Origin of the sequence: Agrococcus versicolor (assembly GCF_039531815.1) — a bacterium.
In the GTDB taxonomy this organism is placed as follows: Bacteria; Actinomycetota; Actinomycetes; order Actinomycetales; family Microbacteriaceae; genus Agrococcus; species Agrococcus versicolor.
In genome coordinates, this window is the sequence record NZ_BAAAQT010000008.1 from 326,358 (window position 1) to 343,292 (window position 16,935).

General features: G+C 74.1%; 16 protein-coding genes. 6 read left to right on the forward strand and 10 right to left on the reverse strand.

Going from position 1 to position 16,935, the window contains the following annotated elements; translation table 11 throughout:
* Positions 1 to 89 precede the first annotated feature (89 nt).
* Positions 90 to 767, forward strand: coding sequence for a hypothetical protein (locus tag ABD249_RS13970; RefSeq protein ID WP_344344600.1), 678 nt, complete (start codon positions 90 to 92; stop codon positions 765 to 767).
* A 158-nt stretch (positions 768 to 925) separates the two neighbouring features.
* Here the strand turns inward: ABD249_RS13970 and ABD249_RS13975 are convergent, their stop codons facing one another.
* The gene (locus ABD249_RS13975; RefSeq protein WP_344344602.1) at positions 926 to 1,474 is read right to left on the reverse strand and encodes a type 1 glutamine amidotransferase domain-containing protein; all 549 of its coding nucleotides are present in this window, start codon (positions 1,472 to 1,474) and stop codon (positions 926 to 928) included.
* Between the two features lie 201 nt (positions 1,475 to 1,675).
* Here ABD249_RS13975 and ABD249_RS13980 point away from each other — a divergent pair, with 201 nt between their 5' ends.
* From ABD249_RS13980 to paaZ, 4 genes are all read left to right on the forward strand, one after another.
* The gene (locus ABD249_RS13980) at positions 1,676 to 2,863 is read left to right on the forward strand and encodes a thiolase family protein (RefSeq protein WP_344344604.1); all 1,188 of its coding nucleotides are present in this window, start codon (positions 1,676 to 1,678) and stop codon (positions 2,861 to 2,863) included.
* 520 nt (positions 2,864 to 3,383) lie between these two features.
* Entirely contained in the window at positions 3,384 to 4,145 is a 762-nt protein-coding gene (locus tag ABD249_RS13985; protein ID WP_344344606.1) for an enoyl-CoA hydratase/isomerase family protein, read from the forward strand.
* The gene (locus tag ABD249_RS13990) at positions 4,142 to 4,990 is read left to right on the forward strand and encodes a 3-hydroxyacyl-CoA dehydrogenase family protein (protein WP_344344608.1); all 849 of its coding nucleotides are present in this window, start codon (positions 4,142 to 4,144) and stop codon (positions 4,988 to 4,990) included. Before ABD249_RS13985 ends, ABD249_RS13990 begins: the two co-directional genes overlap by 4 nt.
* 37 nt (positions 4,991 to 5,027) lie before the next feature.
* Positions 5,028 to 7,115, forward strand: a complete 2,088-nt coding sequence (gene paaZ, locus ABD249_RS13995) for a phenylacetic acid degradation bifunctional protein PaaZ (RefSeq protein ID WP_344344610.1) — start codon at positions 5,028 to 5,030, stop codon at positions 7,113 to 7,115.
* A 49-nt stretch (positions 7,116 to 7,164) separates the two neighbouring features.
* Here the strand turns inward: paaZ and ABD249_RS14000 are convergent, their stop codons facing one another.
* The 8 genes from ABD249_RS14000 to ABD249_RS14035 all read right to left on the reverse strand — a co-directional run bounded on the left by ABD249_RS14000 (position 7,165) and on the right by ABD249_RS14035 (position 15,776).
* Positions 7,165 to 8,139, reverse strand: a complete 975-nt coding sequence (locus ABD249_RS14000; protein ID WP_344344612.1) for an NAD(P)-dependent alcohol dehydrogenase — start codon at positions 8,137 to 8,139, stop codon at positions 7,165 to 7,167.
* Positions 8,140 to 8,236: 97 nt separating this feature from the next.
* On the reverse strand, positions 8,237 to 9,334 hold the full coding sequence (locus ABD249_RS14005) for a hypothetical protein (RefSeq protein ID WP_344344614.1): 1,098 nt from the start codon (positions 9,332 to 9,334) through the stop codon (positions 8,237 to 8,239).
* A 139-nt stretch (positions 9,335 to 9,473) separates the two neighbouring features.
* Complete coding sequence (locus ABD249_RS14010) at positions 9,474 to 9,947, reverse strand: SRPBCC family protein (RefSeq protein WP_344344616.1); 474 nt, start codon at positions 9,945 to 9,947, stop codon at positions 9,474 to 9,476.
* A 108-nt stretch (positions 9,948 to 10,055) separates the two neighbouring features.
* The gene (locus ABD249_RS14015; protein WP_344344618.1) at positions 10,056 to 11,141 is read right to left on the reverse strand and encodes an LPXTG cell wall anchor domain-containing protein; all 1,086 of its coding nucleotides are present in this window, start codon (positions 11,139 to 11,141) and stop codon (positions 10,056 to 10,058) included.
* Between the two features lie 122 nt (positions 11,142 to 11,263).
* Positions 11,264 to 11,620, reverse strand: coding sequence for a UBP-type zinc finger domain-containing protein (locus ABD249_RS14020; protein ID WP_344344620.1), 357 nt, complete (start codon positions 11,618 to 11,620; stop codon positions 11,264 to 11,266).
* 105 nt (positions 11,621 to 11,725) lie between these two features.
* Positions 11,726 to 12,934, reverse strand: a complete 1,209-nt coding sequence (locus tag ABD249_RS14025) for a hypothetical protein (protein ID WP_344344622.1) — start codon at positions 12,932 to 12,934, stop codon at positions 11,726 to 11,728.
* Between the two features lie 278 nt (positions 12,935 to 13,212).
* Positions 13,213 to 14,805: a dihydrolipoyllysine-residue succinyltransferase component of 2-oxoglutarate dehydrogenase complex gene (locus ABD249_RS14030; RefSeq protein WP_344344624.1), complete on the reverse strand. Its 1,593-nt coding sequence runs from the start codon at positions 14,803 to 14,805 to the stop codon at positions 13,213 to 13,215.
* 374 nt (positions 14,806 to 15,179) lie between these two features.
* Positions 15,180 to 15,776 (reverse strand): TetR/AcrR family transcriptional regulator, encoded by a 597-nt coding sequence (locus tag ABD249_RS14035; protein WP_344344626.1) that lies wholly within the window; start codon positions 15,774 to 15,776, stop codon positions 15,180 to 15,182.
* 72 nt (positions 15,777 to 15,848) lie between these two features.
* Between ABD249_RS14035 and ABD249_RS14040 the strand changes: the two genes are divergently transcribed.
* Complete coding sequence (locus ABD249_RS14040) at positions 15,849 to 16,187, forward strand: TfoX/Sxy family protein (protein ID WP_344344628.1); 339 nt, start codon at positions 15,849 to 15,851, stop codon at positions 16,185 to 16,187.
* A 22-nt stretch (positions 16,188 to 16,209) separates the two neighbouring features.
* Here the strand turns inward: ABD249_RS14040 and ABD249_RS14045 are convergent, their stop codons facing one another.
* A complete protein-coding gene (locus tag ABD249_RS14045; protein WP_344344630.1) occupies positions 16,210 to 16,899 on the reverse strand; it encodes an SDR family oxidoreductase in 690 nt (229 codons plus the stop codon).
* Positions 16,900 to 16,935 lie beyond the last annotated feature (36 nt).

Below are 16,935 nucleotides of genomic sequence, written 5' to 3' on the forward strand. Positions count from 1 at the left end.
CCTCACCTGACGGTCAGGGAGGCTGCAGGCGACGTCCAGCGCGCCCTCCCTACGGTGGAGGCATCCCCCAAGATCGAGGAGCCTTCCCCATGCCCGCACGCCGCGCACCCCTGCTCGTCACCCTCGCCGCCGCGACGGCGATCGGCCTCACCGGCTGCATCCCCCAGCCGCCGGCAGCCCCCGTCGAGTCGGCGCCGCCCGCGACGTCGGCGCCTGCGACGAGCGCAGAGCCCACGGAGTCGGAGGAGGCCGAGGAGTCCGCACCGGCCGTCGCCGGCGAGGAGACGGCCCCCGGCACCGAGCTCGCGTTCGGCGAGCCCGCCACGATCTCGTGGGATCCGCTCGGCGAGGGCGCGCAGCTCGTCTCGGTCACGGTGACGGGCGTGCGCGAGGGCTCGATCGCCGACTTCGAGGCGGCGGGCCTCGAGCAGGACTTCATCGACCAGCTCGTCGGGTACGAGCCGATGTACGTCGACATCGAGCTGACGAAGCTCGAGCCGGCCACGGCCGAGCTCGCCTTCAACTCGATCTACACCGACTTCGAGGCTGTCGACGCGAACGGCACGGGCCTGCAGAGCATCTCGGTGTTCGGCGACTTCGCCCCGTGCGACACCGCCTCCATCGAGCCCGAGGTCGACTCCGGCGCCGTGCACACGACGTGCATCATCGTCGCGACGCGCGAGGGCCAGGAGTTCGGGGGCGCGATCTACGCGGCGTACGACACCCCGTACGCGGACTACGACGGCCAGCCCATCGTCTGGCGCTGACGCTCGACGCATGACGAAGGGGCCGCCCGGCGATCCAGGCGGCCCCTTCGTCGTGCGCGGCGGGTGCGACGCTCACGGCTCACGCGGACCGCGTCATGCAGGAGCGGCGGGGCGGGCCGCCCCCATGCGGCCCACCCCGCCGCTCGTCGCTGGGCGCGTCAGCGCGACTGGCCCGTGTGCTGCCCCTCGGAGATCTCCTCGATCGTCTTCGCGTTGAAGGCATCGAGGTCGTCGGGGGTGCGGCTCGACGTGAGCCCCTGGTCGACGACGACCTCCTCGTCGACCCAGGTGGCGCCGGCGTTCACGAGGTCCGTCTTGAGGCTCGGGTAGCTCGTGAGCGTCCGTCCGCGCACGGCGTCGGCCTCGGTGAGGATCCACGCGCCGTGGCAGATGACCGACACGGGCTTGTGCTGGTCGAAGAAGGCGCCGGCGAAGGCGACGGATGCCTCGTCCATGCGCAGGTGGTCGGCGTTCACGACGCCGCCGGGCAGCACGAGCGCGTCGAAGTCCTCGGCGCTCGCGGATGCGACCGCGAGGTCGACGGCCTGGCTGTGGCCGTTCTTGCCCTCGACGCTGCCGTCCTTCGGGCTGACGAGGGTCGCGGTCGCCCCCTCGCCGGTCACGGCCTCCCAGGGGCTCGTGAGCTCCGAGTCCTCGAAGCCGTCGGTGAGCAGGAATGCGACCTTCTTGCCGTCGAGCTGGGCCATGGTGATGCCTCCCGTGATCGTTGGTTGCGGTGCCACGAGGCTAGGAACCGGACGGGGCCGGGCGCGCGCCCTTGACAGCCCCCGGCGGCACGCGGCACCGTGCGGCTGGCACCGCACCGACGGGGTGCGATACCATTCCTGAACGAACGGTCAGGAATTCGCGATCCCGCGCCTCCGACCGCAGCGTGTCGAGGAGGACGGATGCCCGAGGCATACCTCGTGGGCGGCGTGCGCACGCCGATCGGTCGCTACGGCGGGGCGCTCGCGTCCGTCCGGCCCGATGACCTCGCAGCCCTCGTCGTCGGCGAGGCCGTCCGTCGGGCGGGTCTCGACGGCTCCTCGATCGACGAGGTCATCCTCGGCGCCGCGAACCAGGCCGGCGAGGACAACCGCAACGTCGCGCGCATGGCCGTGCTGCTCGCGGGCCTGCCGGACGACGTGCCCGGCATCACGGTCAACCGGCTCTGCGCCTCCGGCATGTCCGCCATCCAGCTCGCGTCGCAGGCGATCCGCGCCGGCGACGCCGACGTGATCGTCGCGGGCGGCGTCGAGTCGATGACGCGTGCACCGTGGGTGCAGGCGAAGCCCGAGCGCGCGTGGGCGAAGCCCGGCGAGGCGTTCGACACGTCGATCGGCTGGCGCTTCACGAACCCCCGCCTCGCCGCGCGCGACAAGGCGGTCTTCTCGATGCCCGAGACGGCCGAGGAGGTCGCCCGCATCGACGGCATCACGCGTGCGGATGCGGATGCCTTCGCCCTGCGCTCGCACGAGCGCGCGATCGCGGCGATCGACGCAGGCAGGTTCGTCGACGAGATCGTCGCGGTGCCCACGCGCACCGGCGAGGTCTCGGTCGACGAGGGCCCGCGTCGCGACTCCTCGCTCGAGACCCTCGCGGGCCTGCGCGCGGTCGTGCCCGGCGGCTCGGTCGTCACGGCCGGCAACGCGTCGTCGCTCAACGACGGCGCCTCGGCGATCGTCGTCGCGAGCGAGGCGGCCGTCGAGCGGCTCGGCCTCACGCCCCGCGCGCGCATCGTCACGGGCGTCGCTGCGGCGCTCGAGCCCGAGATCATGGGCCTCGGACCCGTCCCCGCCACCCGCAAGGCGCTCGAGCGCGCCGGGCTCTCGATCGAGGACATCGGCGCCGTCGAGCTCAACGAGGCTTTCGCGTCGCAGGGGCTCGCGAGCATCCGTCGGCTCGGGCTCGACCCGGAGATCGTGAACGCGGATGGCGGCGCGATCGCGCTCGGGCATCCGCTCGGCTCGTCGGGCTGCCGCATCGTCGTGACGCTGCTGGGCCGCATGGAGCGCGAGGGCGCCGACCGCGGCCTCGCGACGATGTGCGTCGGCGTCGGCCAGGGCACCGCCATGATCCTGGAGCGTGTGCGGTGAGCGGCGCCATGCCGGTCCCTGAGGAGGCCGCGAGCGCAGCGAGCAGCGCCATCCCGGTCCCTGAGGAGGCCGCGAGCGCAGCGAGCAGCGCCATCCCGGCCCCTGAGGAGGCCGCGAGCGCAGCGAGCAGCCGCATCCCGATCCCTGAGGAGGCCGCGAGCGCAGCGAGCAGCCCCATCCCGGTCCCTGAGGAGGCCGCGAGCGCAGCGAGCAGCCGTCTCGAAGGGCGCCCCACCGTCGCGCACCCTTCGAGGCTCGCTTCGCTCGCACCTCAGGGAGCGGAGGAGGCAGCGAGCAGCGCCACCCCGGCCCCGGAGGAGGCGGCGAGCAGCGCCACCCCGGCCCCGAGGGAGGCGGCGAGCAGCGCCATCCCGCTCCCTGAGGAGGCCGCGAGCGCAGCGAGCAGCGCCATCCCGGTCCCTGAGGAGGCCGCGAGCGCAGCGAGCAGCCGTCTCGAAGGGCGCCCAGACGTCGCGCACCCTTCGAGGCTCGCTTCGCTCGCACCTCGGGGAGCGGGCTCGTGAGCGGCGCGCTGCGCGTCGAGCGCCACGCTGCGTACGTGCTCGCGACGCTCGACCGCCCCGAGCGGCGCAACGCCATCGACCAGGCGACGATCGACGACCTGCACGCGCTGTGCGACGAGCTCGAGGCGGCGCCCGCCACGCTCGTGCTCACGGGCGCCGGTGGCGTCTTCGCCGGAGGCGCCGACATCGCGCAGCTGCGCGAGCGCCGCGCCGCCGACGCCCTGCGCGGCATCAACGCGACGGCCTTCGCCCGCGTCCACGCGCTGCCGATGCCGGTGATCGCCGCGATCGAGGGCTTCGCGCTCGGCGGCGGCGCCGAGCTCGCCTTCGCCGCCGACATCCGCATCGCCTCCCCCACCCTGCGCCTCGGCAACCCCGAGCCGGGCCTCGGCATCCTCGCCGCGGCGGGAGCGACGTGGCGCCTGCCCGAGATCGCCGGGCACGCCGTCGCTGCCGACCTGCTGCTCACGGCGCGCATCGTCGACGCCGACGAGGCGCTCCGCCTGGGCATCGTGTCGCGCGTGGTCGACGACCCGCTCGCGGAGGCCGTCGCGACCGCCGAGCGCATCGCGACGCTCGACGCGCAGGCCGTCCGCGCGACGAAGCGTGCGCTCGCGGCGCCGCGCGACCAGCATCCGCGCGTCGACTGCGAGGAGCAGGCCGTGCTGTTCGAGAGCCCCGGGAAGGAGCGCCGCATGACCGAGTTCCTCGAGCGCCCGTCGAAGGCTGCGCGCGCGAGCGCCGAGGCGAACCGATGAGCGGCGTGCCCGCGCGCGTCGGCGTGCTCGGAGGCGGCCGCATGGGGGCGGGCATCGCGCACGCCTTCGTCGTCGCCGGCGCGCACGTCACGGTGGTCGAGCGCGACGACGAGGCTGCAGCCGCTGCAGCCGAGCGTGTCGCGAGCGCGATCGACGGCTCGCTTCAGCGTGGCCTCGAAGCCGACCGGGCCACGCTCGTCGCAGCCCTCGCCACGGCGACCGACGCCGCCGCCTTCGCCGGCTGCGACCTCGTGATCGAGGCCGTGCCGGAGGATCCCGCGCTGAAGGCCGAGGCGCTCGCACGCGCCGAGGCCGTGCTCGACGCATCCGCCGTGCTCGCGACGAACACGTCGTCGATCGGCGTCGGCTCCCTCGCCGCCGCGCTCGCGCGCCCTGCGCGCTTCGTCGGCCTGCACTTCTTCAACCCCGTGCCCGCGTCGCGCCTCGTCGAGGTCGTCGTCGGCGACGCGACCGACCCCGAGGTCGTCGCGGCGGCGCAGGGCTGGGTCGAGGCGCTCGGCAAGGCTGCCGTCACCGTGCGCGACTCCCCCGGGTTCGCCTCCTCGCGCCTCGGCGTCATGCTGGGCCTCGAGGCCATCCGCATGCTCGAGGAGGGCGTGGCGTCGGCCGCCGACATCGACGCCGCCATGGAGCTCGGCTACCGCCACCCCATGGGACCGCTGCGCACGACCGACGTGGTCGGGCTCGACGTGCGCCTCGGCATCGCCGAGCAGCTCGAGCGCGAGCTCGGCCCCCGCTTCGCCCCGCCCGCGCTCCTGCGCCGTCTCGTCGCCGAGGGGCGACTGGGCCGCAAGAGCGGCGCGGGCTTCTACGACTACGACTGACCGAGCCGAGCGCTCGACCACGCACAGGAGGACGACGATGACCGAGGTGCTGCCCAGCTACGTGCAGGATGCCTGGTGGACGCCCGCGGAGGGCGACGCCGACGACGCGGCGGTGGTGCGCGACGCATCCACCGGCGAGGTCGTGACGCGCGTGTCGACGGCGGGGCTCGACCTCGCCGGTGCGCTCGAGCACGCGCGCACCGTGGGGCAGGCGAGCCTCGCGCCGCTGACGTTCCACCAGCGCGCGATGCTGCTGAAGCAGATGGCGCTCGCGCTCACCGAGCGCAAGCACGAGCTCTACGAGCTCTCGGCCCGCACGGGTGCGACGAAGGCCGACACGTGGGTCGACGTCGACGGCGGCATCGGCGTGCTCTTCACGTACTCGTCGAAGGGGCGACGCGACATGCCGCAGTCGACCGTCTACCTCGACGGTCCGGTCGAGCCGCTGTCGAAGGACGGCTCGTTCCTCGGCCGCCACATCGCGACGACCCTGCCGGGCGTCGCCGTGCAGGTCAACGCGTTCAACTTCCCCGTCTGGGGATCGCTCGAGAAGCTCGCCCCGGCGTTCCTCGCGGGCATGCCGACCGTCATCAAGCCCGCGACACCGACGGGCTACGTCGCCGAGCACATGGTGCGCATCCTCGTGGAGTCGGGCCTGCTGCCCGCCGGCACGGTGCAGCTCGTCTCCGGCTCGGTGCGCGACCTGCTCGACCACCTGCGCCTCGGCGACATCGTCGGGTTCACCGGCTCGGCGTCGACCGCCGAGCGGCTGCGCTCGCACGCGCACGTGCAGACGGGCGGCGTGCGCTTCACGAGCGAGACCGACTCGATCAACGCCTCCGTGCTGGGGCCGGACGCCGTGCCCGAGACGCCGGAGTTCGCCGCGTTCGTGCGCGGGCTCGTCGCCGAGATGACGGCGAAGGCCGGCCAGAAGTGCACGGCGATCCGCCGCGCGATCGTGCCCGCCGAGCAGGTGGATGCCGTCGTCGAGGCCGTGCGCGCGCGCATCGCCGAGAAGGTCGTGCTGGGCGACCCGCGTGCCGAGGGCGTCACGATGGGTGCGCTCGCGTCGACCGAGCAGCGCGACGAGGTGCTGCGCCAGGTGCAGCGGCTCACCGACGCGGGCGGCGAGCTCGTCGTCGGCTCGCTCGACGCGCCCGAGGTCGTGCACGCCGACGGCTCGACGGGCCTCGCGCCCGACGGCGCCTTCGCGTCGCCGATCCTGCTGCGCTTCGCCGATGCGGACGCCGACGCCCTGCACGAGGTCGAGGCGTTCGGCCCGGTCTCGTCGATCGTCGGCTACGCGGACGCCGACGACGCCGCACGCCTCGTCGTGCGCGGCGGTGGCTCGCTCGTCACGTCGGTCGCGAGCCACGATCCCGCGTTCGTCTCGACGCTCACGCGCCGCATCGCATCCTCGAACGGCCGCGTGCTGCTGCTCGACCGCGACGACGCCCGCGCGTCGACCGGCCACGGCTCGCCGCTGCCGATGCTGCTGCACGGCGGCCCCGGCCGCGCGGGCGGCGGCGAGGAGCTCGGCGGCATCCGCGCCGTGCTGCACCACATGCAGCGCACCGCGATCCAGGGCAGCCCCGCGATGCTCACGGCGCTCACGGGCGTGTGGCACGCGGGGGCGCCGGCGACCTCGGGCGGCACGCATCCGTTCCGCAAGTCGCTCGCCGAGCTGCGCATCGGCGACCAGGTCGTGTCGCCGTCGCGCGAGGTGACGCTCGAGGACATCGAGACGTTCGCCGCCTTCACGGGCGACACGTTCTACGCGCACATGGACGAGACCTCCGCGGCCGCGAACCCGTTCTTCCCGGGCCGCGTCGCGCACGGCTACCTGCTCGTGTCGTTCGCCGCCGGGCTCTTCGTCGAGCCGGCGCCGGGCCCCGTGCTCGCGAACACGGGGCTCGAGAACCTCCGGTTCATGACGCCCGTGTCGCCCGGCGACTCGATCCGCGTCGAGCTGACGGCGAAGCAGATCACGCCGCGCGAGACCGACGAGTACGGCGAGGTGCGCTGGGATGCGCGCCTGCTGAACCAGGCGGACGAGGTGGTGGCGCAGTACGACGTGCTCACCTACGTCGCGAAGGACGCCGCTCCGGAGCCCGTCGCCGCCTGACGCGCCGCGCTCCGGCCGTGATCCCGGCTCGACCCAGGTCGGGCCGGGATCAGGCGTCTGCGGCGACCCGCACGACGAGCTTGCCCGCGACGTGCCCCCGCTCGAGGAGCGCGAGGGCGGCGGGTGCCTCCTCGAACGGCACGACGTCCTGCAGCACGGGGCGCAGCCGCCCCTCTGCCGTCCAGCCGGCGAGCAGCGCGAGGTCGCTCGTCGTGAGGCTCGCGAGCATGCCGCGCGCGTGCACGCGCTGCGCGACGCCCGAGATGCGGCGGCGGATGATCGACGCGAACGGCCCGAGGACGGGCCCGCCGCCGAGGCCGCCGACCGTGACGACCCGCGCGCCCGGCGCCAGCATGCCGCGCAGGGTCGCGACCGACGCGGTCGCGACGCCGTCGACCACCACGTCGTAGGGGCCAGCGGGCGGTGCGCCGTCGCGGTCGTGCACGGCGTCGACGCCCAGCTCGCGCAGCATGGGCGCGCGCGCCTGCGAGGCCACGGCATCCACCGTGCTCGCGCCGAGGATGCGGGCGATCTGCACGGCGAGGTGTCCGACCCCGCCCGACGCACCCCACACGAGCACGCGCTCGCCGCTCGCGAGGCTGCCGACGTCGCGCAGCGCCTGCACGGCGGTGACGCCCGCGACGGGCAGCGCGGCGGCGTCCTCGAAGGAGACGGCGTCGGGCAGCACGGCGAGGCTCGCGGGATGCGCGCGGGCGACCTCGCCGAGCGCGCCCTGCGCCGCGCCGACGACGCGGTCGCCGACGGCCAGGTCCGTCACGTCGTCCGCGACGGCCACGACGGTGCCGGCGAGGTCGCCGCCGACGACGCGTCCGTCGCCGAACCGCACGCCCCGCTGCAGGCGCAGCATCCACGGGTCGCCGCGCACCTCGTGCCAGTCGAGCGGGTTGAGGCCCACGGCGGCGACGCGCACGAGCACGCGGCCGTCGACGAGCTCGGGCTCGGGCGCCTCGCCGACGCGGAGGTCGCTCGGCGGTCCGAACCGGTGCTGGATGATCGCGCGCATGTCGTCCTGCCTCGGGGCCTCGGTGTCCGATTCGCCAGGCTACGCGCCGACGACGACGGGGGCCGCACGGCGTGCGCGGCTCCCGTCGTCGATCAGGTCAGCGCAGCGAGTCGCTGGGGGCGAGCAGGAGACCGCCCTGCGTGGGGGCGACCGCATCGCGCCGCGGGGCGATCTGGTCGATGACGACGATGGTCGACTCGGTGATGCTCGTCTCGCAGCCCGGGCCGGGCTCGTACGAGGTCGTGAGCCGGATGCCGAGATCCGTGGGAGTCCTCGTGGACTGCACCATGGCGCCGGGATACTGCGCCTCGACCGCGTCGAGCTGCCTCTCCACCTCGGCGAAGACGGCGGAGACGTCGGCGTTCGCGTACGAGAGCGCGTAGGCGCCGTCCGCGTACGTCACGGTCGTGGGGAAGGGCGCGGACACCGTGCCGGTCGCGATCGTCGCGCCGGTCCCGTCGAGCACCGAGTACCCGTAGGTCAGGCGATCCGTCGTCGACAGCTCGTACTCGAGGGAGCCTGCTGCGGCGGCCTCGGCGACGGCGGGGATCAGCGTGGGATCGACGGCACCGAGCGTGAGGACGCCTTCCTGCTCGCTCTGCGGGACCGTCGCCACCTGGGCGGGCACGGCCACGGGCGGCTCGGCGCGCTCGGTGGCGGCGACGTCGACCGTGAAGACGGTCTGCGCACCGCTCGCCACGACGAACCCGGGCAGCGCGGACGCGGTGAGCGTGAGCACGTCGCCGTCGCGCGTCTGGGCGTAGGAGACGCCCTCCTGCGTCGGGATGGCGACGAGGGGCTCGGCACCGCACTGGGTGGCTGCGGTCGGCGCGAGGGGCGTCACGACCGTCGCCGGCTCGTCCGTGGGAGGCGTCGTGGGCTCGACGCTCGGAGGCGTCGTCGGGGCGACGGTCGACGCGGTGGTCGGCGCGGCCGTGGGTGCGGCGCTCGGCGCGACTGCCTGGCCTGCGCTGACGCAGTCGGCGCTCGTGCCGGCGTCGGCGAACGCGGACGACGCGGCGCCGCCGGAGCCGAGCGCGAGGACGCCGACGAGCGCGAGCGCTGCGATCCCCGTGCCGACCGCGCGACGCGAGACGCCGCGTCGCAGCAGGAGTCCTCCGAGCACGAGCGCGACGGCTGCGACGGCGGCCACGGCCACCCATGCCCCGCCATCGGCGCCCGTCGTGGGCAGCACGCACAGATCCATGGTTCCTCCGGGTCGTTCGATGTCTCGGCATCGAGCGACCGCTCGATCACGCGATCCATAGACTACGCCAGGAGTCGAGCGATCTTCACCATAGAGTGCACATCACGTCGCAGGCGCGACGCGCGCGTCAGCCGCGCGGCGAGCCCAACGAGGTCTGGATGCGCTCGAGCGCCTTCGCCGCGTAGCCCTGCCACATCCGTGCGATCACGGGCGCCGCGATCCGTCCGACGACCGAGCGCGGGCGCAGCCGCCAGCGCCACGTCACGCGGGTGCCGCCGCCGAGCGGCTCGAACGTCCACTCGCCGAGCACGCCCGAGAACAGCGTCGCGAACGGCCCCGTGAGGTCGCTCATCTCGTACGTCGTGGCCTCGGGCGCGTCGATGGTGCGCACGGTCTCGACCATCGACCCGCCGTCGGCGAGCACGATCCGGCGCGACTGCCCGACCTCCGTGCCCCAGCGCGTGGGGCCGGAGAGGGTGACGGTGGCGTCGATCGCCGGCAGCAGCAGGTGCCCACGGTCGAAGAGGCCGGTGAGCTCGTCGCCGAGGACGCGGTCGTATGCGACCTCGACGGGTGCGGCGACGACGATCGAGCGTTCCATGGCTCGGATGCTACGCCTACCTCGGGTCGGCATCCGCCGAGATCACGCCCGAGCGGGCCGTCGCGCACGCATCCCGCGCGACGGCTCGCTCAGCCGGGGATGCGGCGGTCAGTTCTCCTGCTGCACGACGGCGACCGCGATGGGGACGATCGCCTGCGCGGTCGAGCACCCGGGGCCGGGCTCGTAGGAGGCGGCGATGACGACGCCCTCGACGCGCTGCGAGAAGATGTCCGGCTGCACGGTGAAGTCGGGGTTCTGCTCCTGGAGCTCGCGGATGCGCGCCTGGAACGCTGCGTTCACCGCTTCGACGCCTGCAGGGTCGTCGGTCGAGATCGTGTAGCGACCAGCGGCGAAGTCGTAGGCGAACTGCAGCGGGTAGGGCGCCGAGAACGTGTCCACGAACGATGCCTCGCCGCTCGGGTCGATGACGTCGACATCGACGATGACGGTGGCGCCGCTCGAGTCGATGGCGTACGCGAGGTCGCCGGCATCCTGCGCGGCCTGGAGGGCCGGCACGAGTGCGGGATCGGCAGGCAGGTAGCGCCCGGTGAAGGGGTCGAGGCCGACGCGGATCACGTCCGGCAGCACGACGGGCCACGGTGCGGCCTCCGTCGCGGCCACGTCGAACGTGAAGACGGTCTGCGCATCGTCGGCGATGACGTAGCCGGGCAGCGCCGTCGCGGTGACGGTCGCGGTCGTGCCCGCGCGCGACTCGGCGTATGCGACGCCCTCCACGGTCGGCACGGCGATCGTCGGCTCGCCACCGCACTGCGCGAGGGCGGTCGGCGCGACGGGCACGACGGCGATCGGCTCGGGCTCCTCGACGGGCGGCGTGGTCGGGGCGGGCGTCGTCGGCGCGGGCGTGGTCGGCGCGGGCGTCGTGGTCGGCGCGGGCGTCGTGGTCGGCGCGGGCACCGAGCCCTCCGCGGGCTGCTGCGACGCCGCCGGAGCGGGCGCCTGGGCGACGCAGTCGGATCCGGCGTCGGCCGAGGCCCGCGGTGCCGCGGCGAGCCCTCCGAGCGCGAGGGCGCCGACGAGCACGAGGGCCCCGATGCCGGTTGCGAGACCGCGTCGCGTGGCGCGGCCGCTGCGCAGCAGCACCGCGCCGAGGACCACCGCCGACACCGCGATCGCGGCGACGAACAGCCAGGTCATCCCATCAGCACCCGTCTGGGGCAGCACGCACAGATCCATCGAGACCTCCAAGGTCGCTTCGGTGCTCCATGAGCATCGAGCGACGCTCGAACTCCTGTGCAGAGCCTATCGAGGAACGCTCACCTCCATGGCACCGCGTGTCGCGTTCGGTCGCTCGGACGTCAGTCGTGCAGCAGGTCGCGCCAGTCGTCGGGCACCCGGCCGGCGGGACCCGGTGCGGGCTGGGAGTCGGGGTGGCTCGACGGCGGCGCGAGCACGAGGTCGTCGACCGGCTCCTCGGCGCGGAAGTGCCAGCCCCAGTCCTCGCCGGGCTCGAACGACTGCATCACGGGGTGCCCGGTCGCGCTCCAGTGGGCGGTCGCGTGCTGGCTGGGCGACGAGTCGCAGCAGCCCACGTGCCCGCAGGCGGCGCAGCGACGCAGATGCACCCACCAGCCGCCGGACTGCTCGCACTCCGCGCATCCGGTGCCGCTCGGCGGCATCGTCGCATCCACGTCATCCGGCTGCAGCTCGACCATGTCGCGGGCGTACGCTCGCGCGGCCGCTCGCGACAGTGCCGCGGACAGCACGACGCCCCGGAGGCTCGGGGCATCCGGGGCGTCGGCGTCTGACGTCGTCGAGGGCTACGGCTCGACGACCACGATCGACTCGTCGACCGTCGGCTCCTCGGCGTCGGGAGCATCCGTCGCGTCGGAGGCGTCCGACGCGTCGGAGCCATCCGTCACGGCCGGGCCCTCGACGGGCGCGGACTGGTCGGTCAGCGCGGACTCCTGCGTGCCCTCGTCCTCGGTCAGCGTCTGGGCCGGCTCGCCGAACGCGGTCGCGCTGTCCGGCAGCGCCCGACCGAGCGCATCGACACCCTCGCGGTCGAGGACGGGCGGCAGGACGAACTCGACGTCCGCCTCGAGCGCCACGACGGCGGTCTCCGTGGCGCAGCCCGGACCGGGCTCGTACGAGGCGTCGATCTCGAGCCCGGTGATCTCGATGGCGGGCGGGAAGTCGGCGACCGGCCGGGCGTAGGAGCCCGGGAACGGCGCGGTCAGCGCATCGAGCTGGGCGTCGTACTGCGCGTCGAGGTCCTCGGGCTCGCCGATGAAGGTCAGCAGGTACTGGTTCTCGGCGAAGTCGTAGGCGAGGTCGACCGGGTACGTGATGCGCACGGTGCCCGTCGCGAGCTGCTCGTCCGTCTCGCCGTCGAAGACGCCGAACTGCTGGCTCTCGGTGTAGCCGGAGCCATCGAGCGCGTACGTGAGCGCACCGGCGTCCTGCGCGGCCTGCAGGCTCGGGACGAGCACGGGGTCGGCGGGATCCATCGGGTAGGTGTCCGACTGGTTCGAGAAGTCGACGAGGAGCGTCGCCTGCGTCGTGGCGGGGAGCGTCACGGGCCACGGGGCGCGAGTCGTCGGGGTGAGGTCGTAGGTCCACGACGTCACGGCGCCGGCGAGCAGCGCGTAGCCGGGAGCGGCTGCAGCGGTGACCGTGACGGACGAGCCGGTGCGGGTCTGCGAGTAGACGACGCCCGTGGTCGTGGGGACCTGCAGGGTCGGCTCGGCAGCGCACTGCACGGTCGTGGTCGGGATGCCCGGGGTCACGACGATCGCGGCAGCAGCCGGTGCCGGGCGCATCGGCGCGGTCACGCAGTCGGCGGAGCCGGCGTCGGCCTGCGCCGACGGCGCGCCACCGATGCCTCCAACGACGAGCGCACCGACGATCGCGAGGGCGCCGAGACCGGTGAGGACGCTGCGGCGCGCGCGGCCGCTCACGGCGAGCGCCACGCCTGCGGCGAGCACGACGGCGGCGACGACCACGAGGAGCAGCCACTGCTCACCCATGCCCGTCTGGGGAAGGACGCACAGATCCATGGGAGCTCCATCGTTCGATGTCTGACTCGGCATCGAGCGGACGGCTCGACCTGTGGTGAGCCTATGGATTCTCGGGCAATCGCGCTAGAGGGAATCGAATGATCCTCACCGGCCATGTCCTCCAGCCACGCGACGACAGGTCGCAGTCGTGCCCCACATGCTGTCGTACGGCTCGACCTGCACGCTACGACGCCCCGGACACGGGGTCCGGGGCGTCGAGGGGGCGTCGTGCGCCAGGCGGGATCGGGTCAGCGGCGCGCGAGTCGCACGGTGGCGCCGACGGCCATGAGGACTCCGCCGAGGAGCAGGACGAGCAGGAGCGGCTCGCCGCCCGTGCGAGGCAGCGACGTGGCGTCGCTGGATGCGACGGCGGTGGGCTGGGGCGCGGTCGGCTGCGCAGCCGTGGGCTGTGCGGCCGCGGGCTGCGCGGCGCTCGCCGGCACGTCGACGGCGGGATCGACGTCGACCGCAGGCTGGTCGCTCGGCGCGGGCTCGGACGGCGTCGGCTCGCTCGGCGCCGGGTCCGACGGGGCGGGGTCGCTCGGCGCGGGCTCAGACGGGGTCGGCTCGGAGGGCGTGGGCTCCTCCACCGCGGGGACGTCGGTGCCGGGGTCGCTCGGCGTCGGGCCCGACGGCGCGGGCTCGCTCGGCGCGGGCTCCGACGGGGCCGGGTCCGACGGGGCCGGGTCCGACGGGGCCGGGTCCGACGGGGCCGGGTCGCTCGGCGCGGGCTCGCTCGGCGTGGGCTCGCTCGGCGCGGGCTCGGACGGCGCCGGCTCGCTCGGGACGGGCGTCACGCCGCAGGCGCGGGCGGGGAACGTCCACGTGCGACCCGTGTCCGTCGTGATGACGTACTGGCCGTCGACCGGAGCGATGCGCGTGCCGTCGGCGTCGGTGTGGATGCCGGTGCCTGCGGGGACGCGGTAGGAGACGCCGTTGACCGTGTAGGTCACGTCGACGGTCGAGCTCGAGTTGTCGAGCACGAAGGCCGCATCGCAGGCTGCGACGTAGTCCTGGATCTGCGGCTCGACGACGCACGAGCGGGCCGGGAAGGTCCAGGTGCGACCGGAGTCGGTCGTGATCACGTACTGGCCGTCGACCGGAGCGATGCGCGTGCCATCGGCGTCCGTGTGGATGCCGGTGCCGGCCGCGACGAGGTAGGAGACGCCGTTGACCGTGTAGGTCACGTCGACGGTCGAGCTCGAGTTGTCGAGCACGAAGGCCGCGTCGCACGCGCCGACGTAGTCCTGGATCTGGGGGTGCACGACCGCGGGCTCGGACGGTGTGGTGGGCGTCGGCTCCGACGGCGTCGTGGGCGCGGGCTCGGAGGGCGTGGTGGGCGTCGGCTCCGACGGCGTGGTGGGCGCCGGAGGCGCCGGCACGCTCGCGGTGGTGCGGCAGACGGGTGCCTGGCCGCCCTCGCCGAAGTGCTCGTTGTAGGCCGACATCTGAACCCAGACGATGCAGGCGTTCGCAGGGAGGCCCATCGCGTCCCACGGCAGCGTGCGCTGGCCGATGAACTGCGCGAGATCGTGGCGCTCGCCTGCGCACTCGGCGTCGCTGCGGGTCACGCACTTCGCCTCGAAGTGAGCGTTGGCGGGTCGCTGACGACCGTCGACGACGTATCGCACGTTGACGTGCCCGTTGTCCTGGAACGTCGCGCCGTCGGGCAGCGTGACGCCGGAGGCCGTCACCGTGTAGGGCGTCGGACCGTCGGAGCCGGCCGCCATGGCCGGGGCTGCGACGACGAGCGCGGTGATCGGCAGCAGCAGCGCGCCGACGACCGCCACCGCGGCGAGCGCGATGCGGCGCGTGCGGGCGCGCATGGTGGGACGAGGCATGGGAGCTCTTCTCGGGGATGCGCTCGTTCCGGAGCGCAGCGGGCATGGAGGTCGCGATCGTCGCGTGGGCCATGCGGCCGTCTGCAACGCTCCTACGAATTCGAAGGAACCGCACCCTGAAGTTGAGGAATGCACGACTTCGACAACGCCTGAGCCGTCCCAGGAGTCCCTCGTTGGAGGAATGCGCACTTCGTCGTACCCCGGCGGATCGACGACGAAATCCGAACCCTTTTCATCTCATTCACCATGGGATCCGAAGGACTCCCAGGCAACACTCAGGGTGCGAGGCTGCACCGAGGATGGATGCGGGACACGCGACTCCGACGACCGATGCCGTCGAGCGACACGGGCGCGGCCGTGCCGCGGTCAGGCGATCAGCGTGCGCGGATGCCGTCGAGCGCGACGGCGAGCACGTCGTCGGCGAGCCTCGCCGCGCCCTCCGGGCCGTCGGGTCGGTACCACTCGACGAGCGAGTTCACCATGCCGAACAGCAGGCGCTCGACGATGCGGGCATCCACGTCGGCGCGCACCGCGCCCGCGTCCTGCGCCTCGACGACGAGCGCCTGCATCGCGCGGTCGAAGTCGCGTCGACGCCGCACGGCGTCGCGCTCGACGGCGGTGTTGCCGCGCACGCGCAGCAGCAGCGTGACCTCGGGCAGCCGGGCGACGAGCACGTGCACCGCCCCGCGCAGCACGTGCGCGAGCCGGTCCTCGGCGGGGCCGCCGACGGCCTCCGACTCGCTGACGACGGCCTCGAGGCCGCCGAGCGCCGCGTCGAGCGCGGCTGCGAGCAGCGCCTCCTTCGACGCGAAGTGGTGGTAGATCGCCGACTTCGACAGGCCGAGCCGCTCGGCGAGCAGGGCGATCGACGTCGCGTCGTAGCCGTGCTCGATGAACGTCGCCACCGCGACGGCGAGGATGCCCGCGCGGTCGTAGCCGGGGCGGCCCCTGCGCTGCTCGACGTCGCTCACGCCTCCATCCTCGCGCACGGAGGTCGCCCATCCGCGCTCGCGCACGTCGGCGGTCGCTGCCACGCTGGGCCCATGGCCTACGACCAGCAGCTCGTCGAGCGCATCCGCCCGCTGCTCGCGCCGTTCGAGCCCGTCGACGAGCGCCGCATGTTCGGCGGCCTCGCGTTCATGGTGCACGAGCACATGGCCGTCTGCGTGCTCGGCTCCGGCGGCATGATGGTGCGCGTGCTCGAGGAGGATCGCGACGGCCTGCTCGTGCTCGACGGCGCCGGCCCCATGGAGATGACGCCCGGGCGTCCGTCGCGCACGTGGGTGCGGGTACAGGCCGCCGTGCTCGACGACGACGCGACCCTCGCCGAGTGGGTCGAGCGAGCCGCCGACGTCGCGATCGACCTGCCGCCCAAGCCCTAGGCGCGCTGCGTCGGCACGGGTCTCAGGCGCGCTGGCGAGGGCGCACGGACGACAGGCCGCCGTCGACGCCGAGCACCTGGCCGGTGATCCAGTCGTGCGCCGGGTCGAGGAGGAAGGCGACCGCGGCCGCCACGTCCTCGGGCCGTCCGAGCCGGCCGAGCGCGTGCATCGCCTCGGACGCGGCGCGCGCGGTCTCGGAGGCGGTGAGCTGCTCGGTGAGCGAGGTCTCGACGAGACCGGGCGCGACGGCGTTGACCCGCAGCCCGCGCGGCGCGTAGGTGGCAGCGGCCGAGCGCACGAGCCCGATGACGCCGGCCTTCGCCGCGGCGATCGCATCGTGGTTGGCGAGGCCGGCCATGACGGCCGCCGACGACACGAGCACGACCGAGCCGCCCGTGCGCATGTGCTTGCCCGCGGCGCGGATCGTCGCGAACGACGTCGTGAGCGATGCGGCGACGGTCGCGTCGTACTCGTCGCGCGTCGTGAGGTGCGCCGGCTTCAGCAGCAGCGAGCCGGCGAAGCACGCGATGCCGTCGAACGGCCCGTGCTCCCCCACCGCCTGCTCGACGGCGTCGAAGTCGGTCGCGTCGAGCGTCACGTCCCCGTCTCCGCCCCGCGAGGTGCCGACGACCTCGTGCCCGGCCTCGCGCAGGATCTGCGAGGTCGCGCCTCCGATGCCGCTCGAAGCGGCGATGACGAGCATGCGTGCCATGTCCCGATCCTCCCGCCGCCGCGCATCCGGCGCATG